Source organism: Nonomuraea sp. NPDC050478 (genome assembly GCF_044458265.1).
Taxonomy (GTDB): domain Bacteria; phylum Actinomycetota; class Actinomycetes; order Streptosporangiales; family Streptosporangiaceae; genus Nonomuraea; species Nonomuraea ferruginea.
In genome coordinates this window covers 127,208-152,414 of the sequence record NZ_JBITHT010000012.1, presented here as the reverse complement: position 1 = coordinate 152,414, position 25,207 = coordinate 127,208, and the positions used below count along the sequence as shown (strand labels likewise).

General features: G+C 71.9%; 27 protein-coding genes. 10 read left to right on the top strand and 17 right to left on the bottom strand.

Going from position 1 to position 25,207, the window contains the following annotated elements; all coding sequences use genetic code 11:
* Nucleotides 1-18 precede the first annotated feature (18 nt).
* The 5 genes from ACIBF7_RS42370 to ACIBF7_RS42350 are packed head-to-tail and all read right to left on the bottom strand — an operon-like array spanning nt 19 to nt 3,397.
* Nucleotides 19-279, bottom strand: coding sequence for a hypothetical protein (locus ACIBF7_RS42370; RefSeq protein WP_397199641.1), 261 nt, complete (start codon nt 277-279; stop codon nt 19-21).
* A complete protein-coding gene (locus ACIBF7_RS42365) occupies nt 276-1,703 on the bottom strand; it encodes an aldehyde dehydrogenase (protein ID WP_397199640.1) in 1,428 nt (475 codons plus the stop codon). The genes ACIBF7_RS42370 and ACIBF7_RS42365 overlap by 4 nt, the downstream gene beginning before the upstream one ends.
* Entirely contained in the window at nt 1,700-1,897 is a 198-nt protein-coding gene (locus ACIBF7_RS42360) for a 2-hydroxymuconate tautomerase (protein ID WP_271275197.1), read from the bottom strand. The genes ACIBF7_RS42365 and ACIBF7_RS42360 overlap by 4 nt, the downstream gene beginning before the upstream one ends.
* Nucleotides 1,884-2,882, bottom strand: a complete 999-nt coding sequence (locus ACIBF7_RS42355) for an amidohydrolase family protein (RefSeq protein WP_364232959.1) — start codon at nt 2,880-2,882, stop codon at nt 1,884-1,886. The genes ACIBF7_RS42360 and ACIBF7_RS42355 overlap by 14 nt, the downstream gene beginning before the upstream one ends.
* The gene (locus tag ACIBF7_RS42350; protein ID WP_219546115.1) at nt 2,879-3,397 is read right to left on the bottom strand and encodes a MarR family winged helix-turn-helix transcriptional regulator; all 519 of its coding nucleotides are present in this window, start codon (nt 3,395-3,397) and stop codon (nt 2,879-2,881) included. The genes ACIBF7_RS42355 and ACIBF7_RS42350 overlap by 4 nt, the downstream gene beginning before the upstream one ends.
* Before the next feature lie 81 nt (nt 3,398-3,478).
* Between ACIBF7_RS42350 and ACIBF7_RS42345 the strand changes: the two genes are divergently transcribed.
* A complete protein-coding gene (locus ACIBF7_RS42345; RefSeq protein WP_364232962.1) occupies nt 3,479-4,543 on the top strand; it encodes a hypothetical protein in 1,065 nt (354 codons plus the stop codon).
* Nucleotides 4,544-4,554: 11 nt separating this feature from the next.
* On the opposite strand, the gene ACIBF7_RS42340 is transcribed toward ACIBF7_RS42345, so the two are convergent.
* Both ACIBF7_RS42340 and ACIBF7_RS42335 read right to left on the bottom strand, forming a co-directional pair.
* Nucleotides 4,555-4,698 carry a hypothetical protein gene (locus tag ACIBF7_RS42340; RefSeq protein WP_397199639.1) on the bottom strand — a complete coding sequence of 48 codons (144 nt, stop codon included), beginning with the start codon at nt 4,696-4,698 and terminating at the stop codon, nt 4,555-4,557.
* A 34-nt stretch (nt 4,699-4,732) separates the two neighbouring features.
* Complete coding sequence (locus tag ACIBF7_RS42335; protein ID WP_397199638.1) at nt 4,733-5,332, bottom strand: hypothetical protein; 600 nt, start codon at nt 5,330-5,332, stop codon at nt 4,733-4,735.
* Nucleotides 5,333-5,448: 116 nt separating this feature from the next.
* Here ACIBF7_RS42335 and ACIBF7_RS42330 point away from each other — a divergent pair, with 116 nt between their 5' ends.
* Together ACIBF7_RS42330 and ACIBF7_RS42325 are read left to right on the top strand one after the other, a co-directional pair.
* A complete protein-coding gene (locus tag ACIBF7_RS42330; protein WP_397199637.1) occupies nt 5,449-6,306 on the top strand; it encodes a hypothetical protein in 858 nt (285 codons plus the stop codon).
* A gap of 492 nt (nt 6,307-6,798) precedes the next feature.
* On the top strand, nt 6,799-7,317 hold the full coding sequence (locus ACIBF7_RS42325) for a hypothetical protein (protein ID WP_397199636.1): 519 nt from the start codon (nt 6,799-6,801) through the stop codon (nt 7,315-7,317).
* Here the strand turns inward: ACIBF7_RS42325 and ACIBF7_RS42320 are convergent, their stop codons facing one another.
* Both ACIBF7_RS42320 and rplK read right to left on the bottom strand, forming a co-directional pair.
* Nucleotides 7,318-8,265, bottom strand: a complete 948-nt coding sequence (locus ACIBF7_RS42320) for a DNA polymerase domain-containing protein (RefSeq protein WP_397199635.1) — start codon at nt 8,263-8,265, stop codon at nt 7,318-7,320.
* A gap of 30 nt (nt 8,266-8,295) precedes the next feature.
* Nucleotides 8,296-8,721 (bottom strand): 50S ribosomal protein L11, encoded by a 426-nt coding sequence (rplK, locus tag ACIBF7_RS42315; RefSeq protein WP_219546123.1) that lies wholly within the window; start codon nt 8,719-8,721, stop codon nt 8,296-8,298.
* Nucleotides 8,722-8,759: 38 nt separating this feature from the next.
* Here rplK and ACIBF7_RS42310 point away from each other — a divergent pair, with 38 nt between their 5' ends.
* Together ACIBF7_RS42310 and ACIBF7_RS42305 are read left to right on the top strand one after the other, a co-directional pair.
* Nucleotides 8,760-9,674, top strand: a complete 915-nt coding sequence (locus ACIBF7_RS42310; protein WP_397199634.1) for a MerR family transcriptional regulator — start codon at nt 8,760-8,762, stop codon at nt 9,672-9,674.
* Between the two features lie 21 nt (nt 9,675-9,695).
* Entirely contained in the window at nt 9,696-10,253 is a 558-nt protein-coding gene (locus ACIBF7_RS42305) for a DUF305 domain-containing protein (RefSeq protein WP_271275201.1), read from the top strand.
* A 56-nt stretch (nt 10,254-10,309) separates the two neighbouring features.
* Here ACIBF7_RS42305 and ACIBF7_RS42300 read toward each other — a convergent pair whose 3' ends face one another.
* On the bottom strand, nt 10,310-12,442 hold the full coding sequence (locus tag ACIBF7_RS42300; protein WP_148036631.1) for a carbon starvation CstA family protein: 2,133 nt from the start codon (nt 12,440-12,442) through the stop codon (nt 10,310-10,312).
* 438 nt (nt 12,443-12,880) lie between these two features.
* Nucleotides 12,881-13,381 (bottom strand): hypothetical protein, encoded by a 501-nt coding sequence (locus ACIBF7_RS42295; RefSeq protein WP_397199633.1) that lies wholly within the window; start codon nt 13,379-13,381, stop codon nt 12,881-12,883.
* A gap of 116 nt (nt 13,382-13,497) precedes the next feature.
* Here ACIBF7_RS42295 and ACIBF7_RS42290 point away from each other — a divergent pair, with 116 nt between their 5' ends.
* Nucleotides 13,498-14,073 carry a DinB family protein gene (locus ACIBF7_RS42290; RefSeq protein ID WP_222709286.1) on the top strand — a complete coding sequence of 192 codons (576 nt, stop codon included), beginning with the start codon at nt 13,498-13,500 and terminating at the stop codon, nt 14,071-14,073.
* Between the two features lie 333 nt (nt 14,074-14,406).
* Here the strand turns inward: ACIBF7_RS42290 and ACIBF7_RS42285 are convergent, their stop codons facing one another.
* Both ACIBF7_RS42285 and ACIBF7_RS42280 read right to left on the bottom strand, forming a co-directional pair.
* The gene (locus tag ACIBF7_RS42285; RefSeq protein ID WP_397199632.1) at nt 14,407-15,270 is read right to left on the bottom strand and encodes a hypothetical protein; all 864 of its coding nucleotides are present in this window, start codon (nt 15,268-15,270) and stop codon (nt 14,407-14,409) included.
* Between the two features lie 222 nt (nt 15,271-15,492).
* The gene (locus ACIBF7_RS42280; protein WP_397199631.1) at nt 15,493-16,239 is read right to left on the bottom strand and encodes a hypothetical protein; all 747 of its coding nucleotides are present in this window, start codon (nt 16,237-16,239) and stop codon (nt 15,493-15,495) included.
* A gap of 169 nt (nt 16,240-16,408) precedes the next feature.
* On the opposite strand from ACIBF7_RS42280, the gene ACIBF7_RS42275 reads away from it, so the two are divergent.
* From ACIBF7_RS42275 to ACIBF7_RS42260, 4 genes are all read left to right on the top strand, one after another.
* On the top strand, nt 16,409-18,184 hold the full coding sequence (locus ACIBF7_RS42275; RefSeq protein ID WP_397199630.1) for a sensor histidine kinase: 1,776 nt from the start codon (nt 16,409-16,411) through the stop codon (nt 18,182-18,184).
* Nucleotides 18,181-18,840 carry a response regulator transcription factor gene (locus tag ACIBF7_RS42270; RefSeq protein WP_148036636.1) on the top strand — a complete coding sequence of 220 codons (660 nt, stop codon included), beginning with the start codon at nt 18,181-18,183 and terminating at the stop codon, nt 18,838-18,840. The genes ACIBF7_RS42275 and ACIBF7_RS42270 overlap by 4 nt, the downstream gene beginning before the upstream one ends.
* A gap of 140 nt (nt 18,841-18,980) precedes the next feature.
* Nucleotides 18,981-20,120: a hypothetical protein gene (locus ACIBF7_RS42265; protein ID WP_397199629.1), complete on the top strand. Its 1,140-nt coding sequence runs from the start codon at nt 18,981-18,983 to the stop codon at nt 20,118-20,120.
* 147 nt (nt 20,121-20,267) lie between these two features.
* On the top strand, nt 20,268-20,864 hold the full coding sequence (locus ACIBF7_RS42260) for a PadR family transcriptional regulator (RefSeq protein WP_397199628.1): 597 nt from the start codon (nt 20,268-20,270) through the stop codon (nt 20,862-20,864).
* A 52-nt stretch (nt 20,865-20,916) separates the two neighbouring features.
* Here ACIBF7_RS42260 and ACIBF7_RS42255 read toward each other — a convergent pair whose 3' ends face one another.
* The 4 genes from ACIBF7_RS42255 to ACIBF7_RS42240 all read right to left on the bottom strand — a co-directional run bounded on the left by ACIBF7_RS42255 (nt 20,917) and on the right by ACIBF7_RS42240 (nt 25,207).
* Nucleotides 20,917-21,522 carry an energy-coupling factor transporter transmembrane component T family protein gene (locus ACIBF7_RS42255; RefSeq protein ID WP_397199627.1) on the bottom strand — a complete coding sequence of 202 codons (606 nt, stop codon included), beginning with the start codon at nt 21,520-21,522 and terminating at the stop codon, nt 20,917-20,919.
* Nucleotides 21,519-22,193: an energy-coupling factor ABC transporter ATP-binding protein gene (locus ACIBF7_RS42250; RefSeq protein WP_397199626.1), complete on the bottom strand. Its 675-nt coding sequence runs from the start codon at nt 22,191-22,193 to the stop codon at nt 21,519-21,521. The genes ACIBF7_RS42255 and ACIBF7_RS42250 overlap by 4 nt, the downstream gene beginning before the upstream one ends.
* Nucleotides 22,194-22,270: 77 nt before the next feature.
* A complete protein-coding gene (locus ACIBF7_RS42245) occupies nt 22,271-23,608 on the bottom strand; it encodes a thiolase family protein (RefSeq protein ID WP_397199625.1) in 1,338 nt (445 codons plus the stop codon).
* 138 nt (nt 23,609-23,746) lie between these two features.
* The gene (locus tag ACIBF7_RS42240; RefSeq protein WP_397199624.1) at nt 23,747-25,207 is read right to left on the bottom strand and encodes a class I adenylate-forming enzyme family protein; all 1,461 of its coding nucleotides are present in this window, start codon (nt 25,205-25,207) and stop codon (nt 23,747-23,749) included.

Below are 25,207 nucleotides of genomic sequence, written 5' to 3'. Positions count from 1 at the left end.
CGCGAGGCCGCTTCCCGATCAACCGCGCCGCCACCACGGCGGCCTGACCTCGCGCGCCTCGGTGCCGGGGGGCGCCTCGCCGGTGCCGGCGAAGGCGTAGAAGACCGCGAGGTCGTGACGGTCGCCCTTGCGGACGCGCTTGGCGACCTTGTCGTGCGGGTAGCCGGCCCACCGCCCGTCGGGACTCTCCACGGTGGCGGCCTGCCGGTCGGTGTCGTACCGCCAGCGCCACCCGTGGTTGCGTACGAGCATCTCGCCGAGATAGGCGCTCGCGATCACGCGTCCGCGATCTGCATGACCACCGCCTTCGGCTCGGTGAAGAACTCGCGGCTGAAGTCGCCGCCCTCCCGGCCGATGCCCGAGTCGCCGACGCCGCCGAACGGGGCCCGTAGGTCTCTGATGAAGAAGCAGTTGAGCCAGACCGTGCCCGCGCGGAGCGCCGCCGAGACGCGGTGGGCGCGGTTGACGTTCTCGGTGAACAGCATGGCGTTCAGCCCGTAGCGGGTCGCGTTGGCCGCGGTGACGGCCTCGGCCTCGGTGTCGAAGGGCTGGACGACGACCACCGGGCCGAAGATCTCCTCGCGCCAGTGGCGGGCGGACGGGTCGACGTCCGCGAGCACGGTCGGCCGGACCGACCAGCCGTCGCCGAGCCCGCCGGTCAGCATCGTGCCGGGCGCGTTTTCGACGTACGAGCGGACCTTGGCGAAGTGGGACTCGCTGGCGAGCGGGCCGAGTTCGGTGGCCGGGTCCTTGGGGTCGCCGGTGCGGAGCGACTCGGCCTTCTTGACGAACCGGTCCAGGAACTCGCCGTAGACGGCCCGCTCGACGTAGAGCCTGCTGCCGGCCAGGCACACCTGGCCGGCGTTGCGGAAGATCGCCTCGGCGGACCAGTGGACGGCGTTGTCGAGGTCGGCGTCGGCGAACACCAGGTTGGCGCCCTTGCCGCCGAGCTCCAGGCTGACCGGGGTGAGGTTGGCGGCGGCGGCGCGGGTGATGGCGCGGCCGGTCGCGGACTCGCCGGTGAACGTGACGCGGTCGACCCGCGGGTCCTCGGTGAGCGCCTGGCCGGCGGAGTCGGGGCCGTAGCCGTGCACGACGTTGAGCACGCCCGGCGGCAGCCCGGCTTCGAGCGCGAGCCTGGCCAGGAGCGTGGCGGAGACCGGGGTGTCCTCGGCGGGCTTGAGCACGACCGTGTTGCCCCAGGCCAGCGCGGGGGCGATCTTCCACGACTCCAGCATGAGCGGGAAGTTCCACGGCGCGATGGCGGCGGCGACGCCGGCGGGCTCGTAGCGGGTGTAGGCGTGGTGGCCGGAGTCCATCGGCAGCGCCTGCCCGGTCGACAGGCGGGCGTGGTCGGCGAAGAAGCGGAGGTTGGCGGCGGCGCGCAGCACGTCGTGGCCGCTCTGGGCGACCGGTTTGCCCATGTCGCGGGTGTCGGCCAGGCTCAGCTCGGCGCGGTGCTCCTCGACGAGGTCGGCGAGCCGGTGCAGGAGCCTGCCGCGCTCGGCGAACCCCATCCGGGGCCACGGCCCCTCGTCGAACGCCCGCCGGGCCGCCGCCACCGCCCGCGCGGCGTCGTCGGCCCCGCCGAGCGCGACCTCGGCCCACGGTTCCCGCGTCCACGGGTCGACGCTGGGCATCCGCCGCCCGTCGAGGGATCCGGTCTCCTCGCCGTCGATGACGTGACCGTAGAAGCCGGTCATGAGCGCGGCCCCCTCTCGGCGATCGTGACGTCGCCGGCGGCCCAGTGGGTCGGCGGGATCTCCCGTACGATCACGCGGACGCTCTCCTTGGGTGAGCCGACGGAGGCGACGACGGCCTCGGTGACGTTGGAGATCAGCGCGCGGATGCTCTCGGCCGGACGGCCCTGGATGAGTGTGACTTCAACGAGAGGCATGGACACCACCTGGGAAGAGGTCGGCGGCGGTCCCGGTGCGGACCGCACGTTCCTGGTCGGGGGCGAGGCCGGCCGGGGCCAGGGCGGCTCCGGCGGGGCGTTCGGCGATGGGGAAGGGGTAGTCGGTGCCGACCATGACGCGGTCGGCGCCGACGGTCTCGACGAGCGTGCGGAGTGTGCCGGGGTCGTAGACGAGCGAGTCGTACCAGAACCGGCGCAGATACTCCCGCACCGGTCGTTCGGGCGCCCGGACGCCGGGGAGCATGGCCACGCACCGTTCGATGCGCGGCAGCATGGCGAGCAGCGCGCCGCCACCGTGCGCGAGCACGACCCGCAGGCCGGGGTGCCTGTCCAGGACGCCGCCGAGGATGAGCGTGGCGGCCGCGGCGGCGGTCTCGGCCGGCATGCCGACCGCGTACAGCAGCCCGTGCGCGCCGAGCCGGTCGGCGCCCAGCACCTGCCAGGGGTGCACGAGCAGCACCGCGTCGCGCTCGGCGACGGCCGCGTAGAAGACGTCCAGCGCCCGGTCGTCGAGCGGCCGGCCGTCGACGTTGGTGCCGATCTCGACGCCGGCCAGCCCGAGCCCGTCGACGCACTCGCCGACCATGGCGGCGGCGACGTCCGGCTCCTGCAGCGGCACCGTGCCGAGCCCGGTGAAGCGGCGGGGCTCGGCGGCGACGAGACCGGCGATCCACTCGTTCTGCGCGCGGGAGAGCTCGATCGCGCCGTCGACCGGGAGTCCGTAGCCGAACGTGACCGGGATCGGGGACACCACCTGGGAGGTCACGCCTTCGGCCGCCATGTCGGCGAGCCGCCGCCCGGTGTCCCAGCAGCGGTCGTCGAGGGCGCGGAAGAACCGGCCGCCCAGCTGGAGGTCGGCCGTGCACGGCCCGGTGGCCCGCAGGCCGGGCCAGGCTCCCGCGTACCTCTCGGACAGGCGCGGCAGGTCGCGCGGGATCGCGTGCGTGTGGACGTCGACGGTCACGGCGCCACCACCTGGGCGGTCTCGATGGACCCGCGCAGCTTGGCCAGCAGCGCGGTGAGCGTGCGGCGCTCGTCGCCGCTGAGCTGCCAGGCGATCGCGTCCAGGTAGCGCCAGTGGGACGGCAGGAACCCCGCCAGGAACCGCTCGCCCGCCTCCGTGTTGGCCACCAGGAACGAGCGGCGGTCGCCGGGGTTGACCCGCCGCTCCACGTACGACCGCGCCACCAGCCCGTCGACCACGCTCGTCAGGTTGGCCGGGCGCACCGAGATGGCCTGGGCCAGCTCGCCCATGTTGAGCGGCCGGTCGGCGCGGTGCAGGACGGTGAGGATGTTGAGCTGGCTTACTGTCAGCCCGTGGGGCGCCAGCTCGGCGGTGCCGGCCCGGTCGAACGACGACATCGCGCGGTAGAGGGTGAGGGTGAGCTTCAGCAGGTCGGGGTCGAACTCCGGGCCGTGCTCGTCCGCCGCGCGGGCGACCTGCCACTCGACGTCCTGGAAACCGGGCTCTTCGGCCACGCGGCCCCCTGGTTATTCGAAACGTAGATATTTATGGTGGATGATAATACAGATCCACTTCGAAATCCTGGAGGGCCCGGAATGGGCGAAGTCCTGGGCGTCGGCGTCACGCACTACCCTCCGTTCAGCGGCACGGACGCGGACATGGCCGGCCTCTTACGGCGCACCATGGCCGACCCCGGCATCCCCGCCGAGGTGAAGGACCCCGCCAACTGGACCGCGAACGCCCGCCGCGAGTGGGGCGACGACGGCGGCGCCACCGGTGCCGCGGAGCACCGCGAGGCTCTGATCAAGGGCTTCGAGCAGGTACGGGCCGCCATCGACGACTTCAATCCCGACGCCGTCCTGATCTGGGGCGACGACCAGTACGAGAACTTCCACGAGGACCTCATCCCGCCCTACGCGGTGCTCGCCTACCCCGACCTGGAGCTCCGGCCTTGGGCGCAGGCCGGCTACTCGGCGGACATGCAGGGCAAGCCGAACGTGTGGGACGAACCGTACGACACCACCTTCCGGGTGCGCGGCCGGCCCGACATCGCCCGGCATCTCGCCTCCGGGCTGCTGGAACGCGGCGTCGACGTGGCCTACGCCTACAAGCAGGCGCACCATCCGGGGCTGCCGCACGCGTTCCTCAACGCCGTCCTCTACCTGGACTACCACCGCACCGGCTTCGACTACCCGGTCATCCCGTTCCCGATCAACTGCTACGGCCGGCGGGTCGTCAGCTACCGCGGCTTCATGAGCGAGATCGAGGACAGGCGCGAGCTGGACCCGCCGTCGCCGTCGCCCGCCCGGCTGATGCAGGTCGGGGCGGAGGTGGCGCGGCTCTGCGCCGAGTCGCCGTGGCGGATCGCGCTGCTCGCCTCCTCCAGCTGGTCGCACGCCTTCCTGTGCGACCGCACCTGGCGGATGTGGCCCGACACGCCCGCCGACGCCCGCCTGTACGAGGCCCTCGTCAAGGGCGACCTGGACGTGTGGCGCGCCACCACGCTGGCCGACGTCGAGGCGGCGGGGCAGCACGAGCTGCTCAACTGGTTCCCCCTGGTGGCGGCCATGGAGGCGCTCGGCCGGCCGGCGCCGCAGTGGTCGGCGTTCGTGGAGACCGAGGTGTTCAACTCGAACAAGGTGTTCGCGGTCTACCGGTGACGCCTGCCGGGTCAGTCGAACAGGTCGTCGAGGGTCTGGACGGTGATGGCCCGGGTGGCCCAGGTTTCGAGCTGGTCGAGGTCGGCGCAGGCGGTGATGCGGGCCCGGGTGTCGTCCGGGATGTCGAGGCCGCGGGTTTCCAGGAGCAGCAGCACCAGGCGTGCGGCCTCTTCAGCCTTGCCTTCTGCCTTACCTTCGGCTTTGCCCTCGACTTTGCCTCGGGCTTGGCCTTCTTCGAGGCCGCGGCCGAAGTGTTCGCGCGCGAAAGGGCTGTAGACGGGCCAGGTGGTGGATTTCATGATCTCCTCCAGGAGGCGCCGGATCTCGGGCGCGGCCGTGGACCATGACCGCCATGGCCGCCAGTCCGGGCTGGGCGGCGGCCTGGTGGGGGTCGGTGATGGCGGGGATGTCGTCCGGTCCCAGCACGTGGGCCTGGAGGCGGTATCCGGTCAGGCCGGAGTCGATCGGCTGGGCGTAGTAGGCGGCGGCCGCACGGTCGGGGCAGATCACCAGGACGGTGACGTCGCAGCCGAGCAGCAGCCACAGCGCGGCGGCGTAGCGGGCGAGTTGGTGGGGCGCCTTGGACTTGTCTTGCTGGATCTCCACGATGATGGCGTGGGCGGGGCTCTGGGGCGGGCCCATGACGAGGACCAGGTCGGCCTCGAAGTCGCCGGAGGGCCGAGTGTTGAACGTGCTGTCCTCCACACGGATCAGCGGGGTGACGGGCACGTCGACGCCCATGAGGTCGCGCAGGATCTCCACGGCCAGTTGGGGGCGTTCACTGATCATTTGGATGAGGGCGTCGTGTGGGGGAGACGGCATGCCACTTATTGTGACATGAGAATCACTTAAAGTAATGAATCATGTTGCCGACGTGGGAAGCGACACTCTGTCAAGATCGCTGAATGCTGCGATTGGCCACCACACTCCTGGCGGCGGTGCTGGTGCTCAGCGGCGGTCATCTCCTGACCGGACCGCTCGCGTTCGAAGATCACGCCGCACGCGCCGTGTGGACCTGGCGTACCAGCGGCGCGGCCGATATCTGGCGCGAGGGTTTCGTCCCGCTTGAGGACCTTGCCGCTATACCGCCGAGGGTGGTCGAGCGGATCCGGCAGGATGAGGAGTACGGCTGGGTCGTAGCCGGCCCGCTTCCCGCCACGCCGCCTGAGACGCAGATCCGCTGGGATGACGGGGCCACCATGCGGGCTCCGGTGATAGGTGCGCGAGAGGCGCTCCTGACCGTCTCTCCTTGGGGAACGGAGACGAACTTCCCCGAGGACGAGACATACCACTTGACCGGCGCCACCTTCACCACCATGCGGCTGAAGACCCTGCGCGGCATGGCGACTGTGCCCGCCTGGCGGCTGTACTTCTCGGATCTGCCTGGCCCGATCGATCAGGTGGCGGTCGACCAGGAAGCGGTCGGGACCATCGAGGGCGCGGTCGGCAGCCTGATCGGCGATGTCAGGGCCGTCGAGGCGCTGGACGAGCGCACGCTGCTGGTGAGCTACGAGTACGGCTCATGCACAGGAAAGCCGAGGGACGTCAGGTTGAGAGTTCGTGAGGAGCCGGACGTGGTGGTCCTGGGGTTCGACGTCCACGGGCCTCGTCAACTCGGCTTCTGTGCCGGTGTGGGTATGTCCGGCCAGGGCGTGATCGAGCTTGACGAGCCGCTCGGTGCCCGGGTGCTCCTCGACGCGAAGAGCAGAGTCCCGGTCCTGTGTCGGCACGTGCCCAACGCGTGCAGAGCCGGGAACGGGTGATCCAGGCTTCCCGTGCATCGTGCTCTGACCATGTGACACGTGGACCCGGCCGGTCACATACATCCGAACCGAATCGAGGCGTACACAAGGGCTTCGCCCCCAGGCGCTCCGCGCCGTCTCAGCTCAGGCGCTCCGATGAGGCGCCTGCGGCGCAACCCCAGCGCCTGCGGCGCAACCCCAGCGCCTGCGGCGCAACCCCAGCGCCTGCGGCGCAACCCCAGCGCCTGCGGCGCCTTCGCGTGCCCTGTCGGTCGTGGGATTCGACGAACGCGCGGACCCTTGATGGGGAGCCGTCGGAAGACGGGCTTACCCGGCTCGCTCTGTTTCCGGCGGCCCGCGGCACGCGCGAGGGCGCCGAAGGCGCGGGGTTTGCGCCGGAGGCGCCTCAAGGAGACGTCTGAGCTGTGGGGCGCGGAGCGCCTGACGAGTGAAGACCATTTGGGCCGTGGGCTGGTGAAACGGGGGAGCCGGGGATGGGAGTACATTCTTCCGGTGCGTCGCATCTCTGTCGTGGGCAACTCCGGGTCGGGCAAGTCGACGGTGGCGGCGGAGCTGGCCGGGAGGCTGGGTGTGCCGTGGCTGGAGCTGGACTCGATCTTCCACATGCCGGGCTGGACCCCGCGCCCCGTGGACGAGTTCCGGGCCGAGGTCGACGCGTTCACCGCGGGCGACGGGTGGGTGGTCGACGGGAACTACTCGGCCGTGCAGGAGCTGGTGTGGTCGCGTAGTGACACCGTGGTCTGGGTGGATCCGCCGAGGGCCACGGTGATGCGCAGGCTCGCGGCCAGGACGCTGCGCCGGATGGCCACCGGGGCCGAGTTGTGGAACGGGAACCGGGAGAGGTTCCGGTTCCTGTTCACGAAGGACGAGTCGATCCTGCGCTGGGCGTGGGTGAAGCATGACGAATACCGCGAGCGGTACGCGAAGGCCGCCGTGGATCCGGCGTACGGGCATCTGAGGTTCGTCCGCGTCACGTCGAGCGGCGAGCTGGCGCGCGTCCTGGACGGCTGATCACTCGCCGCGCCGGGCGCGGGCGGCCCGGCGTTTGCCCTCGTGCATGGCCTGGACGCGGGCGACCGGGATGGTGTGGCCCTCCTCGATCAGGTCGGCGGGCAGCGACTGCGGCGAGGGCAGCCCAGCGGCCCACGGGTCGCCGTCGCCGAGCAGGGCGGGGGCGGTCCTGATGGTGAAGTCGCGCGGCGTCACCCGGTCGAGCTCGTCCCACCCGACCGGGAACGAGACCGGCGTCCCCGGCCTGATCCGCGGGCTGTAGGCGGCCACCGCGGTGGCCCCGCCGGCCCTGGTCGAGTCGAGGAACACCTTGCCCTGGCGGTCTTCCCTGATGAACGCGGTGGTGGCCAGGGCGGGGTCGAGCCGCTCGGCCCGCGCGGCGACGGCCCGGGTGGCCGCGGCCAGGTCCTCCATGGAGATCCCGGCCACGACCGGCACGAACACGTGCAGGCCCTTGGCCCCGGAGGTCTTGACCGCCCCGGACAGCCCGGCCTGGCCGAGCGCCTCCCTGATCAGGCCGGCGGCCCGCACCACCAGCGAGAAGTCGCCGCCCTCCGGCGGGTCGAGGTCGAGCACCAGGTGCGTGAAGTGGTCGCCGACGAGCAGGGCGGGGTGGTATTCGACGGCCCGCTGGTTGGCGAACCAGAGCAGCGTCCGCCGGTCGTCGCAGAGCGCGTAGGAGACCTGGCGGTGCGACGCCTCCGCCCAGATGGTCACCGTGCGGATCCACGAGGGGGCGTACTTGGGGAGGTTCTTCTGCATGAAGGGCGCCTGCCCCGGCCGCACCCGCATCACCGACAGCGCCCGCCCGCGCAGTGCGGGCAGGATGCGGTCGTGTACCGCGTCGAGGTAGTCGACCAGATCACGCTTGGTCGCGTCAGCCCCGTCGAACAGCGGCTGGTCGAGATTGGTCAGCCGCACCTCGTCGCGCGTCTCATCGCCGGTCACCCCGCCCACGATAACCGCCGGGGACGACAATCAGTCCTTGACGTCCAGCCCCATGGACCTGGCCGTGCCTGCCACGATCTTGACCGCCTGGTCGAGGTCGTCGGTGTTGAGGTCGGGCAGCTTGGCCTCGGCCACCTGCCTGAGCTGGGCCGTGGTGACGACGCCGCCGCTCTGGTGGCCGGGGCGGGGGCTGCCGCCGTTCAGCCCGGTCACCTGGCGGATCAGCGAGGCCGTGGTGGGCTGCTTGACGGTGATGTCGAAGGCCCGGTCCTCGTAGACCGTGACCACGGCCGGTATCACGTAGCCGCGCCGGCCGGCGGTCAGCTCGTTGTACTGCTTGCAGAACTGCATGAGGTTGATGCCGAGAGGGCCGAGGTCCTTGCCGACGGTCGCCGGGCCGGCCTCGCCCGCGTTCAGGTGCATGGTGACGACCCTGGTCACCTTGTTCTTCGCCATGCGGGCTAAGCTAAAGTCTCCCGTAACAGGAGACTCAAATGGATTATTCGATCGGCAAGCTGGCGCAGCTGACCGGTCTCTCCGTCAAGACCATCCGGTTCTACTCCGACGAGGGCGTGCTGCCCGCGCCCGGCCGCACCCCCTCGGGCTACCGCCGCTACACCGACGAGCACCGCGTCCACCTGGAGCTCGTACGCACACTGCGGGAGATCGGCGTCGACCTGGCCACGATCCGCTCGCTGGGGCGGCGCGAGCTCAAGGACGTGCTCGCCCTCCACCTGCGGGCCGTGGAGACCCAGCTCACCGCGCTGCAGCGGACCCGGGCCGTGCTGCGCGCCACCCTCGCCAAGGACGACCCCGCCGACGAGGACCTGCGCCGGCTCCACACCCTCGGGCGGCTGGGCGCGGCCGAGATGGAGACGCTGCTGGACACGTTCATCGACGACGTGGGCGGCAGCCCCGCCCAGCGGGAGTGGCTGGCGGACATGCGCGCGTGCATGGCCCCCGAGCTGCCCGAGGACCCCACGGCCGCCCAGCTCGACGCGTGGCTGGAGCTGATGGACCTGCTGGCCGACGACGGGTTCCGGCGCAACCTGCGGGAGACGTCCGCGGACTTCTGGGATCGCCCGTACGACCATGGGACGTGGCAGCGGGAGAGCGCGGCCATGGCGGAGGAGGCGCTGCGGGCGGTCGAGGCGGGGGTCTCGCCCGCCGCGCCCGAGGCGGTCCCGGTGCTCGAACGCGCCCTCGCCGTCATGGGCGGCGACCGCGACGAGGTCCTGCGCGCCTTCGACCGGCACGATCCGCGCGCCGCGCGCTACTGGGAGCTGGTCGCGGCCGTACGGGGCCTCGACCCCGAGCCCTCACCCATGGCCGTCGCGTACGACTGGATCCACCGAGGGCTCAGAACCAATCGTGAACTTTCTCCGCAACCGGCGCGTACCTCGGAGTGATCGAACCATCGAGGGGAGCTGATGCGGGTGCGGACCCGCCTGCTGATCGCCGCCTTGGCCCTGTGCGTGCCCGCGTCCGCCGCGTGCGCGCCCGCCACCGGAGAACCGCTGCCCGCCGCGCAGGCCGCGTACGGGGAGGCCGACATCCGGTTCTCCCAGGAGATGATCCCGCACCACCGGCAGACCATCCAGCTCGCCGGACTGGCGGAGGGCCGGGCCGACAACCTGTACGTGCAGGATCTGGGCGGGAGGCTGATCGCCCTGGAGCAGGCCGACATCGTCAAGATGGCGTCCTGGCTGCGCGAGTGGAAACGGAAGGTGCCGCCGGACGACGCGAAGGTCGCGCACTCCATGCCCGGCATGCTGTCGGCCGAGCAGATCAAGGTGCTGGAAGGGATGTCGGGCGCGGAGTTCGACAAGTCCTGGCTGACGGTGCTGTCGAGACACCTGGCCTCCGGCACCGAGATGGCCGAGAAGGTGCTCGACCAGGGCAGACACCAGCCGACCCTGCGCCTGGCGAAAGAGATGATCAAGAATCAGCGGGCCACCATCGCCGAGATAGCCGGGCTGCTGGCCTGACCGGACCGGCAGGGCGGGTCGCCGCCGGGAAAGGCGCCCGCCCTGCCCGCCCCGCGTCAGTCTCCCTTCGGAGGACCGGCCGCGCCTGCCATAAGCTCGCGCTCCTCACGCGTCGCGATGAGCCCGGCCGGTGCCACGATCTTCGACTCCTCGTACGGGGCCTCCGTGTCGGGCAGCGGCGCCCGGGAGCGGATCGCGACGATCCAGACCCGTGCGGCGTCCACGATCACGATGATGATGAGGATCGCGAACAGCGCGGCCAGGACGCCGTCGACGGTGGAGTTGAACACGACCCGTTCCATGTCGCCGATCGACTTGGCCGGGGCCAGGACCTCTCCCTGGTCGAGTGCGGTCTGGTAGCGGTCGCGCTGGGCGAAGAACCCGAGGCCGGGGTCGGGCGAGAACACCTTCTGGTAGCTCGCCGTCAGCGTGACCGCGACGTCCCACGCCAGCGGGACACCGGTCACCCAGGCCCATTTCAGCCGCCCGCTCTTGATCAGCAGCGTGGTGGCGACGGTGAGCGCCACCGCCGCGAGCAACTGGTTGGCGATGCCGAACAGCGGGAAGAGCTGATTGATGCCGCCCAGCGGATCGTTGACGCCCTGGTAGAGGAAGTAGCCCCAGGCCCCCACCACGATCGCGCTGGTCGCGAGGAGCCCCGGCCACCAGCTGACCTTGCGCATCGGCTTCCACACGTTGCCCAGCGTGTCCTGGAGCATGAACCGGCCCACGCGGGTGCCGGCGTCGACCGTGGTGAGGATGAACAGCGCCTCGAACATGATCGCGAAGTGGTACCAGAAGGCCTTCAGCGCGGCGCCGCCGAGGAACCCGGAGAAGATCTCCGAGATGCCGACGGCCAGCGTGGGCGCTCCTCCGGTACGGGCGATCAGGGTCTCCTCCTGGACCGCCGCCGCGGCCGCCTGGAGTTCCTGCGGCGTGATGACGAAGCCCATGTTGGTGACCGCCTCGGACGCCGTCTGGACCGTGGCGCCGAGCACTCCCGCGGGCGAGTTCATCGCGAAGTAGAGGCCGGGGCTCAGGATGGAGGCCGCGGCGATGGCCATGACCGCCACGAACGACTCCATCAGCATGGAGCCGTAGCCGATCATCCGTACCTGGGACTCCTTCTGGATCATCTTCGGGGTCGTCCCGGAGGAGATCAGCGCGTGGAACCCGGACAGCGCGCCGCAGGCGATGATGATGAACACGAACGGGAACAGCGACCCGGCGAACACCGGCCCCTTGCCGTTGAACGCGAACTCGGTGAACGCGGTGTTCTGCATCGCCGGCATCGTGACCAGGATGCCGACCGCCATCAGCGCGATCGTGCCGATCTTCATGAACGTCGACAGGTAGTCGCGCGGCGCGAGCAGCATCCACACCGGCAGCACCGCCGCGATGAACCCGTACGCGATCAGCCACAGCGCCAGCGCCGACGGGCTCAGCGTGAAGACCCCGGCCCAGCTCGAGTCCTGCACCCACCCGCCGGCGACGATGGCGAGGATCAGCAGCGCGACGCCGATGACCGAGACCTCCACGACCTTGCCCGGCCGGAGCACTCGCAGGTAGAAGCCCATGAACAGGGCGATCGGGATCGTCATCGCGATCGAGAACACGCCCCACGGCGACTGCGCCAGCGCGTTCACCACGACCAGCGCCAGCACCGCCAGCAGGATGATCATGATGGCGAAGACCGCGATCAGCGCCGCCACCCCGCCGACCGGGCCGATCTCGTCGCGGGCCATCTGACCGAGGCTGCGCCCGTTGCGGCGCATGGAGAAGAACAGGATCACCATGTCCTGCACCGCCCCGGCGAAGATCACGCCGGCCACGATCCAGATGGTGCCGGGCAGGTAGCCCATCTGGGCCGCCAGCACCGGCCCGACCAGCGGGCCCGCCCCGGCGATGGCGGCGAAGTGATGACCGAACAGGATCCGCCGGTCGGTGGGCTGGTAGTCGATGCCGTTGTCGAGCCGCTCAGCGGGCGTCGCCCGCCGGTCGTCGGTGCGGAGGACCTTGCGCTGGATGAACCGGGCGTAGAAACGGTAGGCGATGGCGTACGAGCCGAGTGCGGCGGCGAGCAACCAGACCGCGTTGACGTTCTCACCCCTGGACAGGGCGAGCACGCCCCAGCCGGCGGCGCCTATCAAGGCGACCGCTGTCCAGATGATGATGGAGCGCACCTTCACCGATTACCTCCCATATATGGGACGGCCCAGGCAGCAGCGGAGTCCGGCGTCCGGTGGCAGATCGGTGGTGAAGCGCCGCCAGCGCCACAGCGGACGGCAGTCGATCGTCACGGGCAGCTCGACTAGATGCACCCAGGCGGAGGGGTGGGCGTACACCAGATCGGTCCCCAGCCTCCGGGCCCTTCGCGGCAACCGGGACCGCCGCAACGGCCTGACTGAGAACTCCCCGGCGTCGGCGCAGCAGAGGCCCGTGACGTGCCAATCGAAGAAGACCACTTCGTCGGCGCGAAGGAAATCCTGTGCGGCGGCCGTGAGCATGATGCGAGACATCTGGGGCTCCTGAAATAATTGGTGCTCAGAAGCTAAAGACGCCCTTACCCGGGTTATTGACTACCAAAACGCTGTCTTGACCGGGGTAATCCCTCCGCAATGGAGCTGTTAGAAACGGCGGCACTGGCCTTCCTTGTCGCCCTCCACACGGTTGCCCTTGCCGGTGGGCGCGGGACGGTTCTCCTCGCACTGGAGGTTGCCGCCGACCTTGTTCTTGTAGATCTTGACCCGGCCGCGGTTCTCCTCGATCTGGATGTCGCCGTCCACCCGGGTCGAGCTGACGGTGACGGTCCCGCTCTCCTTGACCTGGATGTTGCCGTCCACCTTCGAGCCCTTGGTCACCGACACGCGCCGCGCCTCCTCGGCCTGGATGTCGCCGTCCACCCGGATGCCGCGCGCTTCAAGGGTGGCGCCCTCGCCCACCTTGACGTTGCCGTCCACCTTCGTACCGACGAGCGTGCACTTCTCGCCCTTGGGCACCTTGATGTCGCCGTCGACGGACACCGCGCGGATGACGCCCCGGCACGTCCGGTCGTCCGCGTACGCGGGAGCGGCGGCGAACACGGAGCCGAGCAGGGCGCCGGCCAGAACCAGGGAGATCTTCTTCATGTCAGTCCTCTTTCTCGTTCGTACTGGTTAAAAGCCTTTCGTCCCGTGGTGAGCGGTCAGTGAGCGACAGATGAGGGCACTCTCATCTGTCGGTGGCGTCTCGTACGGTGTGGAGGGTGACCGAGAAAGAGATCCTGCGCGCGAGCCTCCAGGAGGTACGCGACGCGATGCTGTTCAAGCTCGACGGGCTGAGCGACGCCGACATGCGGATGCCCATGGTGCCCTCGGGCACCAACCTGCTCGGCCTGGTCAAACACCTGGCCGGCCTGGAGTACGGCTATCTGGGCGAGGTGTTCGGGCGGCCCGCGCCGGAGCGGATGTCATGGCACGACGACGGCACCATCTGGGACGGCGCCGACATGTGGGCGGCCGAAGGCGAGACCACCGACTACCTCACCGGCCTCTACCGCCGTGCCTGCACCCACGCCGACGAGACCATCGAGGCCCTCGACCTCGCCGCCGTCGGCACCGTCCCGTGGTGGCCGGAGGGGCGCAGAGAGGCGTCGCTGCGGCAGCTGGTGGTCCGCATGATCCAGGAGACGTCCCGGCACGCCGGCCACGCCGACATCATCAGGGAGCTCATCGACGGCTCAGGTGGGCGCCACCCGGGCGACACGTCCTTCCCTGAGCCGGGCGACCCTTACTGGCGTGACTACGCCACCCGCATCCGTGAAGCGGCATCCAAGGCCTGACCCCTGGACCAGAGTCGCAGCTGAGCCGTTCTTCTGAGGCGCCTCCGGCGCAACCCCGGCGCCCGCGGCGCCCAAAGGGCTTCGCCCAGCGGGCGCTCCGCGCGTTCCAGCTCAGGCGTTCCACAAGGCGCCTCCGGCGCCATGGGGCTTCGCCCTCAGGCGCTCCGCGCCACGTCAGCTCAGACATTCTCACTCAGAAGGGGCGAGAGTTGATCGCTTACGCCGCCTGAGGGGGGCTGGTCACGGGCTCGTCGCCGGGTTACGGACGGGCCTGAGCGAACAATCCCGGCACGGTGGCGGGCACGCCCGCACGAGCTCAAGGACCCGGGTCGCTCACTTCCTCTCCGTCCACGACTCGTAGGCGGAGTCGTCCGGGAGCACCCAAACAGCCGCATCGGGCCGCTTGATCTCCTTCAGCGGCTTCACCGCGCCCGTCTTGCGCGAGACCTGGTAGACCGCCACTCCGGTCGCGGTCTTCGATCGCACGACCAACCGCCCGGACCTGTCGAAGTCGATGTCGTCGATGTACTGCCCGCGCGGCAGTTTCACCCTCACCACGGCGCCCGCGCGGCCAGTGCGCAGGTTCAGCAGGCGCACCTTGCGATACTTGCCGGCCTTGCCGACCAGGACGGCCGAGGTGGTGTAGTCCCCCGCTAGCGCGCTCGGCGTCAGCCGCGTCTTCAGCCGCAGGCGGGACCGCAGCGCCCGGTCGAACACGACGCTCTGCTCCCCGCCCAGCAGCAGCCGCTTGCTGTCCGGGCTGAACCTGGGCAGGTTCCACGTGTCTGTCTTCTCCGGCGGCCCCATCGCCTTGCGCTCGCGCAGGTCCACGAGGACGCCCAGGCCCGGTCCCGAGGTCCCGGTGACGACATAGCTGCCGTCATAGGACACGATCGGCCACTCCTCACCGATGGCATACGCCGTGATCTTGGCGACCACCCGCTCCTTGCCGTGCACGGTCCGCGCCACGAACAGGCCGTCCTTCTTCCGGTAGTAGAAGATGTGCCGCCCGTCCCCGCTGATCAGGAACGGCGCGCGCTCCCCACTGTTGACCGCGTCCTTGGGCGCTACGGCGAGCGCCTCCGGCACCTTCACCACCTTCCCACTGGTCAGCACCACTTCCCAGGTCTGCGTCCGCTGCGCGTAAGCGATTGTGGCCGGTGCTTCGGCGGCCGCGGGCTGGGCGGTCGCCGTCAAGCAGGTGAGGGTAAGTGCCGCGAGTGACGTACGAAATCGCATGTTCCATGGGATGCCGCCGACGCGGGGGAAGTTGCGTACGCGGTCGCGTCCATACGAGTTCGACCAGCTCAGCAGGCGTGGCGCAGGGTTCCTGAGCTGCCCGGACTCGGCCTGTGCGGGTCGAGGAGCCGCGCGTGCGCCCAAGCCGCCGGTTTCGATACGCGCCCGCTGAGCTGCACGTCAGCCGAGCGCGAGCGACACCCCCGCCACGACGGTGTACGCCGTCACCGCGGCCAAAAGGATCGCGAGCGTGCGCCAGCTCTCACGGGCGCGCAGGCACTGCGCCCCGCCGAGCGCGAACGCGAGGCCGAACAGCACGAAGCCGACGACGTCGTCCTCGCGCGGGCTCTCGATGACGCCGCCGGCGAGCCGCCAGACGATCGCGCCGACCGCGATGAGGGCTCCCGCGACGACGAGCGCCCAGAGTGTCGCGAGGAGCGGCCCGCGCGGTCGGTCCTCCGACGCGACGCCGCCCGCGGGCAGGCTGCGGCGGTCGGGAGCGAGGAGCACGGTCGGCACGACGAGCAGCGCGAGCCATCCGACCGCGAAGATCGCGGCGTCGATCAGGTCGTGCCCCTGGATGACCGACGAGACCACGCTGGTGATGCCCATCGCCGCGACCATCGCGACGAACCAGGCGGTGAGCGCCGACCGCCGGCGCGGCAGTACGGCGAGGACGATGCCCGCGGCGCCGACCGCCCCCATGACGGCGGCGCTCACGGTGTCGGCCGTCCGGTGCAGTTCGGGCGTGCGGGTCCAGCCGTGGTCCGTGGTGTCGGCGAAGCTCACCCACGGCGTGAGGATCGACTGCCACACGCCGAATCCGACGATGAGCAGCAGCGCGATCGCGGCGACGACGACGCGGAACACGATGTGGCGACGGACTCGCGCGGGCGCGGGCGGAAACGCTTCGGCGGACAGGGACATGGGATCTCCTCCGGATCACGAGCTGGTGGACTGGGTCGTGCCCGACCAGCGTCACGGCGCGGGGGCGTCCCGGGACAGGGCGAGGGAACCCGTCGACCCGGGCGATGTGCCCGGCCGGACGGGACACCGGCCCGTGGCGTCCCGGGCGCGCGCGCCCCAGACTGATCCCATGTGGGTCCCGAGAGCCGCCGTCGGTGCGGTCGCCGTGCTCGTCGGCGTGGCCGGCCTGGCGGGCGCGGCGGCCGAGGGGTTCGCCGCGGCGGCCCATGACGTACGGCTCCCTCTCGCGCTCGCGCTGGCGGGCACGCTCGTCGGTGTCGGATGGTCCTTCGCCGGCGCGCTCCTGGCCTGGCTCCGCCCCGCCAACGCGATCGGCTGGCTCCTCCTCGTCGTCGGGACCATGACCCAGCTCTCGCTGACCGAGGAGGCGTTCGCCGCGGCCGGCTGGCTCGGCCCCGCGGCGGCCGCAGGCGACTGGACGGCACGCGTTCCCGGGCTGGTCCTCACCCTGGTGGGCGGATGGAGCATCATGGCGATGCTGGGCACGCTGCCCGCGTTCTTCCCCACCGGGCGCCCGCCCGGACGCGCCTGGTGGTGGCCGGTGGGCGTGGTCGCCCTCGGGGCGGTGCTCATCCAGCTGCACTGGCTCGCGGGGCAGCCGTCGGACGGCCCGCTCGGCGCGGTGTCCTTCGTCGTGTACCTGGCCGGTGCGGCGACGATCTGGGTGCTCGCGATCGTCAGGTGGGCCAGGTCGGCCGCGCCGCGACGCCAGCAGCTCGCGTGGCCGCTCGGCATCGTCATCCTCATCATCGTGGTGAACCTGCTCGGCGACAGCCTGGCCGCCCAGGTCGCCCAGGTCACGAGCCTGTATCTGCTGCCGGCGGCGATCGCGGTCGCGGTGCTGCGCTATCGCCTGCTGGGCATCGACGCGTCACCACGGGCGGATCCGGTGCGGGTCGTGGCCGAGATCGGCACGCACGTCGGCGCGCCGGCCGACACCGACGGCGAACTGCTCACCGCGGTACTCGCCGCCGTGCGGCGGTCGGTCGGCGCCCCCGGCGCCCGGATCCGCGACGCCTTCCGATCGGTGATCGCGTGCAGCGGTGACCTGCGGCCCGACGCCGAGCTCCCCGCCACGGCGTTCAGCGCCACCCTGGCGGTCGGCGGAATGCCGCTCGGCGTGCTGGAGGTCGTGCCGAGGTGGCCGGAGGAAGGGTTCGCACGGCGCGAGGAAAGGATGCTCGCCGCGCTGGCCGCGCAGGTGGCCGCCGTGCTCCACGCGCGGGGCCTGGCCGAACAGCTGGAGGCGCAGCGTGATGCCGCGATGGACGCCCGCACGCGGGAGCGCGAACGGCTCCGCCACGAGCTGCACGACGGGCTCGGGCCCGCCCTGACAGGGATGGGACTGGGGCTCGCCGGACTGGAGGACGCGATCCGGGCGTCCAGTGCGACGACCGCGCTGCAGATCACCGGGGTGCTCCGCGCCGAGGCGGCCGTGACCGTGTCGGAGGTGCGTCGCATCCTCGACGACCTGCGGCCGGCGGCGATCGAGGAGCGCGGCTTCGCCGAGGCGATCCGGCGCGGGGTCGTCTCGGTGGCCGCGGCCCTGCCGGTCAGCGTGGAGGTCGGTCCGCTGCCCGTGCTGCCGCCGAGGGTGGAGCAGACGGCCTACCGGGTCGTGACCGAGGCGGTGACCAACGCCGTCCGCCACGCCGGCGCCACGCGACTCGACGTGTGCGTGCGCGGCGACGAGGGCGACAACCTCGTTGTCGACGTGCGCGACGACGGCGCGGGATTCGACCCGTCCCGGCCGCCGGGCGGCGGGATCGGCCTGGCCTCGATGCGGTCACGCGCCCGCGAGCTCGGCGGCGAGGTCGCGATCAGCTCGTCGGAGGCGGGCACCACGGTGACGCTGAGGGTGCCGACGGCGGTGCGGATCGCATGAGTGCCCCGGTACGCCTGGTCGTCGCCGACGACCACCCGATGTTCCGCTTCGGCCTGCGCGCGGCCCTGGCCTCCTCACCCGACGTCGACGTCGTGGGCGAGGCCGCTGACGGCGCGGAGCTGGTCCGGCTCGTGGAGGAACTGTCGCCCGAGGTCGCGCTCACCGACCTGGAGATGCCCGGGGTCGACGGGCTCAGTGCCCTGGCCACGCTGACCGACCGCTTCCCCGACCTCGGGGTGCTCGTGCTGACGATGCACGCCGACGACGAGCGGCTGCTCGCCGCGGTACGCGCCGGCGCTCGCGGCTACCTGCTCAAGGGCGCGGAGCGCGAGGAGATCACCCGCGCCGTCCTCGTGGTTGCCGCCGGGGGCACCGTGTTCGGCGGAGAGGTCGGCCGCCGGATCGCCGCGTACGCGACACGGCCGCTCACCGCCGCGGGCAAGGTCTTCCCAGAGCTCACCGATCGCGAGCACGAGGTGCTCGGCCTCGTGGCGGCGGGGCTCGGCAACCACGGGATCGCGGCCAGGCTCGTCCTCTCCGAGAAGACCGTGCGCAACCACGTCGCCGCCATCCTCGCCAAGCTCCAGGCACGCGACCGTGCGGCGCTCGTCGCGCGCGCCCGCGACCGCGGACTCGGGCAGCATCCGGTCGAGTGACGTCGCGCGCGGTCGAGGATCGGCGCCTGCGCCGCGTCCCGGGACCTTGCCTGACTCGGGTGAGTCAAACTCTTGTGATCCATCCGTGGGACGCCGACGAATCAGAGTCTGCTTCGCCAAGTCGACGAAAGGACTCTGCGATGAAGCATCCACGCCACTGGTTACGCCGGCCACTCGCGGCAGGCACCGCCCTGGCACTCACTCTGGGTCTGCTGGCCTTCGGTTCTCCCGCTGCGGCGGCCGGTCCTCCTCCGCCCGCCTACGCTGCCGGCCTGCCCGACCTGAGCACGCCGCGCGTGGCCCACGACTACACCCTCACCCGGTCGGCCAAGGGGGTGGCGGCGCGCGGCGCGGACGGCTCCTTGCTGTACAGCACGTTCTCGGGCGGCGTCTTCGGCCCCTTCCAGTCGCTGGGAGGGGTGATCGTCGGTGACCCGAACGTCGTGGTGACCTCCTACGGCACCGAGTTCTACGTACGCGGCACCGATGACCAGGTCTACACCAACACCATCACCCCGTCCGGCGTGGTCACCGGCTACTCCATCGTGCCCGGTCTGAGGGTGACCGGCGAGGTCGAGGCGATCGTCGCCTTCGACGAGCCGCCCGCCAGCGTCAAACTCTTCGCCCGGGGCACCGATGGCGCGGTGTGGACGAACGTCCGCCGCAACGGCGCCTGGGTGGGCTGGCGCAGCCTCGGCGGTTTCGCCACCAGTGACATCACCGCCAGCCGCGGGTTCTTCACTCTTCCCTTCAACGTCCGCGTCTTCGTCCGGGGCAGCGACAACCGCGTCTACTTCAGCAATGTGAGCGCGAATACCGCCACCGCCTTCGAGCCGATCGGCGACCTGCGCGTCACCAGCAACATCGCCGTCCGTGACGACTTCGGCATCAACGCGTACGAGATCGCGGCCCGGGGCGAGGACAACCGGGTGTGGACCATGAACCTCGTCACCATAGGCGCCACCTGGCAGCCGCTGGACGGCCTCACCGCGACCAGCGACATCGCGCTCGCCACCAACTTCCTGTACGTCCGCGGGCCCGACAACGCCGTCTACGCCTACCGGCGTGACCGCGTCGTGGGCTACGAGCGGGTCGACGGCGAGGCGACCGGCAATCCCGCGGCCTTCGCCACCGCCCCCAACGGCGGCCCCCACGACCAGACGCTGCTGGCCCGGCTGACCTCCGGCGCGCTGGCGACCAACTTCCGGCCCTACGTCAACGGCCAGCCGGCCGGCCAGTTCGGCGGCTACACCACCATCGCCGGTCCCCCTGTCGACTGATTCCCCGATCGGTGGCCGGGGTAGCCCCCGGCCACACGGCACGCCGCCTTCGCGCCGGCCGCACCACCTGCCCCGCTGCCACGTGACGTCACGAGTGTGAGTCGTCCCTCTGACTATGGTGGATGCTCAAAGATCGAGGGAGTGGCGATGTCGGTGGTGCGGCTGCTGGTGCTCGGGGCCGTGCGGCGGCGCGGCAGCGCGCACGGCTACCAGGTCCGCTCCGACCTGGAGTCGTGGGGCGCGCACGAGTGGGCGGGGCTCAAGCCGGGCTCGATCTACCACGCGCTGCGCCAGATGGCCGTCGAGGGACTGCTCCGCGCGGACGAGGAGGCGCCCAGCACCGCCGGCGGCCCGCCACGGATCGACTACGAGATCACCGAGGCGGGCGAGGCCGACTACTTCGCGCTGCTCCGCCACGCGCTCTCCAAGGCCGACCAGCGGCTCGACATGCTGAGCGCCGGAGCGGGCCTGATGGACGACCTGCCCAGGGCCGAGGCGGTCGAGCTGCTGAAGACGCGGGTGCGGGCGCTGGAGGAGTGGCGTTCCCGGGTCCGGCGCGACTGGTCGCCGGACGAGGACCCGGAGGCGTGGGGCATGGTGGGGGAGGTCCTCGGCATGTGGGTGCACACCGCCGAGAGCGCCGCCGAGTGGACCCGCGGCCTCGTCGAGCGACTGGAACGCGGCGCGTACGTGATGGCGGGCGAGAAACCCCGCACGCCGGTCAGCCGTCCAGACCGCGGGTGAAGAAGACATCAGGCCGCGGATCGGCGGGCGCTGAGTGACCCCCGCGCGCCGGTCAGTCGTCCAGGCCGCGGGCGCTGAGTGCTTCGCCCAGGGCGTCGGCGTGCCGCAGCGCGCCCACCACCAGCGGCACCGCGAACGCGCGCATGCTCCACTCGACGCCCCTGGCCCGCTGCGCCTCACGTACGCGGCTGGCGAGCGCGGCGATGACCGGGATGCTGCGGATGGTGAGCGAGAGCAGCAGCGACAGCCGGAACGGGTCCAGCCCCACCCGCCGGGCGGGCCGCAGGGCACGCTCCAGCGTGGCCATCATGGCCGAGGTCCTGGTCGTCAGCGTGACCAGCCCGGCCAGTGCGACCGCCAGCACGATCCTGGACGTCACCAGGACCGCGGCCGACGGACCGGCGAGGACGAGCTGGATCACGAACAGCGCCGCCACGAACCAGAGGACCGGCCGCACCTGCGCCCACGCCGCTGCCGCGCCCACCCGCGCGACCGCGTACAGCAGCACGACCACCACGGCCGCGCCCGCCATCGCCCACACGCTGGGCAGCAGGATCAGCCCGGTGCAGCAGACCGCCAGAACCGCCAGCTTGGCCCCGGTCGGCATCCGGTGCAGGAACGAGTCGCCCGGCACGTAAGCGCCGGTGAGGGCGTTCACGCCATCAGCCCGCGGTAGTGGCCGATCGCCTCGTCCGGCGGCGCGTCGGCGACCACCCGGCCGTCTTCCAGCACCAGCACCCGGTCGAAGTCCGCCAGCAGCGACAGGTCATGGGTGACCACCACCACCTGCTGGGGCAGGACGCGCAGGTGCTCGGCCACCAGCCTGGAGTGGCGCAGGTCGAGCAGCGTCGTCGGCTCGTCCATGATCAGGATCTCCGGCTCCAGCACCAGCACCGAGCAGAGCGCCAGCAGTTGTTTCTGCCCGCCGGACAGCTGGTGCGCCGGATGGTCGGCGTGCCCGGCCAGCCCGTGCCGCTCCAGCACGGCCGCCACCCTGTCCCGCACCTCCTCGGCGGGGAGCTTGTGGCGGCGCAGCGAGAACGCCACGTCCTCGGCCACGGTCGGCATCACGATCTGCGCGTCCGGGTCGGTGAACAGGAACCCCACCCGCCGCCGGATCCTGGCCGCCTGCCGCCGCGTGTCGTGACCCAGCACGGTCACCGTCCCCGAGGTGGGCAGCGCCAGCCCGTTGAACAGCCGGGCGAGCGTGCTCTTGCCCGACCCGTTGGCCCCGATCACGCCGATCCGCCGCTCGGCCAGCGTCGCGCTCACCCCGCGCAGCACCTCGCGCTCCCCGAGCCGGACACGCACGTCAGCGAGCTCGATCACTCACACCACCTCGACCGGACATAGACGTCAGCGAACGCGAGCACTCCGACCACCTCGGCGAGGACGAGCCCTTTCACTCAAACCACCTCGAACAGGGCGGCGACGCCGAGCCCGCCGCCGACCGCCGCCGTCGCGAGCCCGAGTGTCCCCCGGGGCGCCCCGGCCCGCACCAGCCGGGTGAACAGCCGCGTCACCACGACCGCACCGCTGGCCCCCCATGGGTGCCCGAGCGCGATCGCGCCACCGTCCGCGCACACCCGCCCGGCGTCCGCGCCCAGCGGGTCGAGCCCGAGCGCGTCGGTGACGGCCAGCGTCTGCGCGGCGAACGCCTCCACGATCTCCACCGCCGCCACCCGTTCCAGGCTCGTGCCGGTACGGGCGAGCAGCCGGCGCACGGCGGGCACCGGCCCCCAGCCGGGCAGCGCCGGATCGCACCCCACCACCGCGCCCGCCACCAGCCGCAGCCCCGGCCTGCCGTCACGCAGCCGTTCCGGCACCACGGCGACCGCGGCGGCGCCGTCGCTGTTGGGCGAGCAGTTGCCCGCGGTCACCGCGCCCCCCGGCACGAACGCCCCGGGCAGCCGCGCCAGCGTCGCCGGGCGCAGCGTCCGAGGCCGCTGGTCGCTGGAGTGCTCACCGACCGGGACGATCTCCGCCGCGAACCTGCCCGCCGCCCGGGCGTCCACCGCCTTGGCGTGGCTGGCGGCCGCATAGGAGTCCTGGCGCTCACGGCTCACGCCGCGCGCCGCGCCGAGGGCCTCCGCCGCTTCCCCCATGTCCGGATCCGGGTGCCCTTCCGGGGCGAAAGGAGCACGCTCGTACGGGGACCCGTCCCGAAACGCCCGCACCGGCGCGGTCGACGCGCTCTCGGCGCCCCCGGCGATCACGAACTCCATGTCCCCGCTCCGTACGGCCTGCGCGGCGATCAGGATGGCGGCCAGCCCGCTCCCGCACTGCCGGTCCACCGTCACCCCCGGCACGCCTTCCCCCAGCCCGGCCCTCAGCGCCGCCACCCGCGCCACATTCCCTCCGGGCCCCATGCAGTTCCCCAGCACGACGTCCTCGACCCAGGCGAACGCCCCGTGTCGAGCGGGGCCGACCGCACCCGGGTCACGCTCCGCGAGAACCCCACTCGGGGTGAGGTCCCGGGCGCTGGGACGAGGTTCTGCGTGCTCCGCTAGGTCTGGGTCGCGTCCGTGCCCCCCGCAGGTGAGGTCGTGCGCGTTCGCGCGGTCCTGGTCGGGGAGGTGGTCCCGGTCATGCTCCGGCAAGGGCCCGCGACGGGCGTCGCGGGCCACTGCGCCGATCACCGCGGCGGCCAGGGCGTCGACCGTGACCGTTTTGAACGCGTGGCCGGCGGTGCCGATCGGGGTCCGGCGGGCGGCCACGATCACCGGATCGTGCGGGCCCGTCATGGGAGTCCCCGCAGGTCGGCGTCGCCGGTGGTCGGGTGGCCCGTCACGGGAGTCTCCGCAGGTCAGGGTTGCCGGTGGTCGGGCGGCGCGCCATGAGAGTTCCCGCAGGTTGGGACTGCCGGTGGTCGGGTGGCCCCGTCATGGGAGTCTCCGCAGGTCGGGGTCGGTGGTGGTCAGGCGGGCCGCTACCTGGGCGCGGGCGGGCTTGCCGGTCGGGGTGCGGGGGAGGTCGGTGATCGCGTACCAGCGGCGGGGGCGCTGGGCGGCGGCCAGGCCGTCGCGTGCCACCTTTTCCAGGGTGGTCCTGGACGGGAGCGGGCCGGCGCCTGCCTCGACCACGGCGGTCACGACCGCTCCCAGCTCGGGGTGCGGGGAACCGACGACCACGACGTCACCCACGCCGGGCGCGCGCCGGAGCACCTCCTCGACGTCCTCGGGGACCACCGTCGCGCCGCCGGTCTGGATCGCGCCGTCGCCACGGCCGCGCAGCCGCAGCGGCTCTCCCGGCGTGTACGGATCGGCGAGGTCGCCGACGCTCATCCACTTGTCCTCGGCCTTGAGAGGGCCCGCCACGCCGCCCAGGTAGCCCTCGGCCAGCCAGGGGGAGCGCGCCCACACCTCGCCCAGCGGCGGCCTGACCTCGATCTCCACCCCGGGGAACGGCCGCAGTCCGCCGCCGTCGGCGTCCACGGCCACGAAGGACAGCTCGGTGGCGCCGTAGTAGGCGACCACCCGCACGTCCCCGGCGCGTTCCCGCACCTCGGGCGGGAGCGCGGCCCCGCCCACCACGACGACCCGCAGCGGCGCGTCCTCGGGCAGGGCGTCCAGCAGCCGTGGCAGCAGGTGCGGCACCACGTGCACCGCCGTCGCCCGCCGCGCCAGCTCCGGCAGCGACCCCGGCGCCCACCGGCCGGGCGCCAGCACCGTCGCGCCCACGGCCAGCGCGTGCACGGCCGCGAACCCGTACAGGGAAGACGTCAGCGGCCCCGGGACCAGCACCACATCATCCGCGCCGATCCCGGTGATCTCGCTCAATGGAGCGAACGACCCCGTCCACGACTCCCGCGTACGGACGACGGCACGCGGCCGCCCGGTGCTCCCCGAACTGAAACACGCCCACGCCAGATCACCAGGCGACGGCGCGAACCATCCCCCGCCGGGCAAGGACCGGGTGACCGGCCCCGCCGAGCCGACCCCGGCGAGCTGGGTCTGTGCGCCCGGGTCGGTCGGACCGGTGGTGAGCAGGGTCTCGATGAGGAGGTCCGCTGGGATGCCGTCGCGCAGGGCTGGCTCGTACAGCAGTGGTGTGGCCCCCGTCAGGTCGGCGGCCAGGATGGCGATCAGCTGGTCGACGGGGTCACGCAGGCAGATGCCCACGACCGGCGCCCTCGTCCGGGCAGCAGCCGTGATGGCGCGCCCGTCCGCCGGTGGGGTGGCCCGAGCAGCGATCGGCCGGGGGAGGGCGGCCGTGAGGGACGCCGCCTCTTCCAGCGCGCGACGGGCCAGGGCGCCGTACGTGATGTCGCCGTACGGGCCGGAGACCGCGACCCGGTCGGGGCAGGTGGAGGCGTGCCGGATGACCTGTGCTGCGACTGGCAT

Coding starts and splice junctions, on each gene's coding strand:
- ACIBF7_RS42280 (WP_397199631.1), bottom strand. CDS start 16,239: ATGTCCCTGTCCGCCGAAGCGTTTCCGCCCGCGCCCGCGCGAGTCCGT.
- ACIBF7_RS42345 (WP_364232962.1), top strand. CDS start 3,479: ATGGGCGAAGTCCTGGGCGTCGGCGTCACGCACTACCCTCCGTTCAGC.
- ACIBF7_RS42265 (WP_397199629.1), top strand. CDS start 18,981: ATGAAGCATCCACGCCACTGGTTACGCCGGCCACTCGCGGCAGGCACC.
- ACIBF7_RS42305 (WP_271275201.1), top strand. CDS start 9,696: ATGCGGGTGCGGACCCGCCTGCTGATCGCCGCCTTGGCCCTGTGCGTG.
- ACIBF7_RS42365 (WP_397199640.1), bottom strand. CDS start 1,703: ATGACCGGCTTCTACGGTCACGTCATCGACGGCGAGGAGACCGGATCC.
- ACIBF7_RS42310 (WP_397199634.1), top strand. CDS start 8,760: ATGGATTATTCGATCGGCAAGCTGGCGCAGCTGACCGGTCTCTCCGTC.
- ACIBF7_RS42295 (WP_397199633.1), bottom strand. CDS start 13,381: ATGAAGAAGATCTCCCTGGTTCTGGCCGGCGCCCTGCTCGGCTCCGTG.
- ACIBF7_RS42275 (WP_397199630.1), top strand. CDS start 16,409: ATGTGGGTCCCGAGAGCCGCCGTCGGTGCGGTCGCCGTGCTCGTCGGC.
- ACIBF7_RS42330 (WP_397199637.1), top strand. CDS start 5,449: ATGCTGCGATTGGCCACCACACTCCTGGCGGCGGTGCTGGTGCTCAGC.
- ACIBF7_RS42260 (WP_397199628.1), top strand. CDS start 20,268: ATGTCGGTGGTGCGGCTGCTGGTGCTCGGGGCCGTGCGGCGGCGCGGC.
- rplK (WP_219546123.1), bottom strand. CDS start 8,721: ATGGCGAAGAACAAGGTGACCAGGGTCGTCACCATGCACCTGAACGCG.
- ACIBF7_RS42335 (WP_397199638.1), bottom strand. CDS start 5,332: ATGATCAGTGAACGCCCCCAACTGGCCGTGGAGATCCTGCGCGACCTC.
- ACIBF7_RS42270 (WP_148036636.1), top strand. CDS start 18,181: ATGAGTGCCCCGGTACGCCTGGTCGTCGCCGACGACCACCCGATGTTC.
- ACIBF7_RS42240 (WP_397199624.1), bottom strand. CDS start 25,207: ATGCCAGTCGCAGCACAGGTCATCCGGCACGCCTCCACCTGCCCCGAC.
- ACIBF7_RS42360 (WP_271275197.1), bottom strand. CDS start 1,897: ATGCCTCTCGTTGAAGTCACACTCATCCAGGGCCGTCCGGCCGAGAGC.
- ACIBF7_RS42245 (WP_397199625.1), bottom strand. CDS start 23,608: ATGACGGGCCCGCACGATCCGGTGATCGTGGCCGCCCGCCGGACCCCG.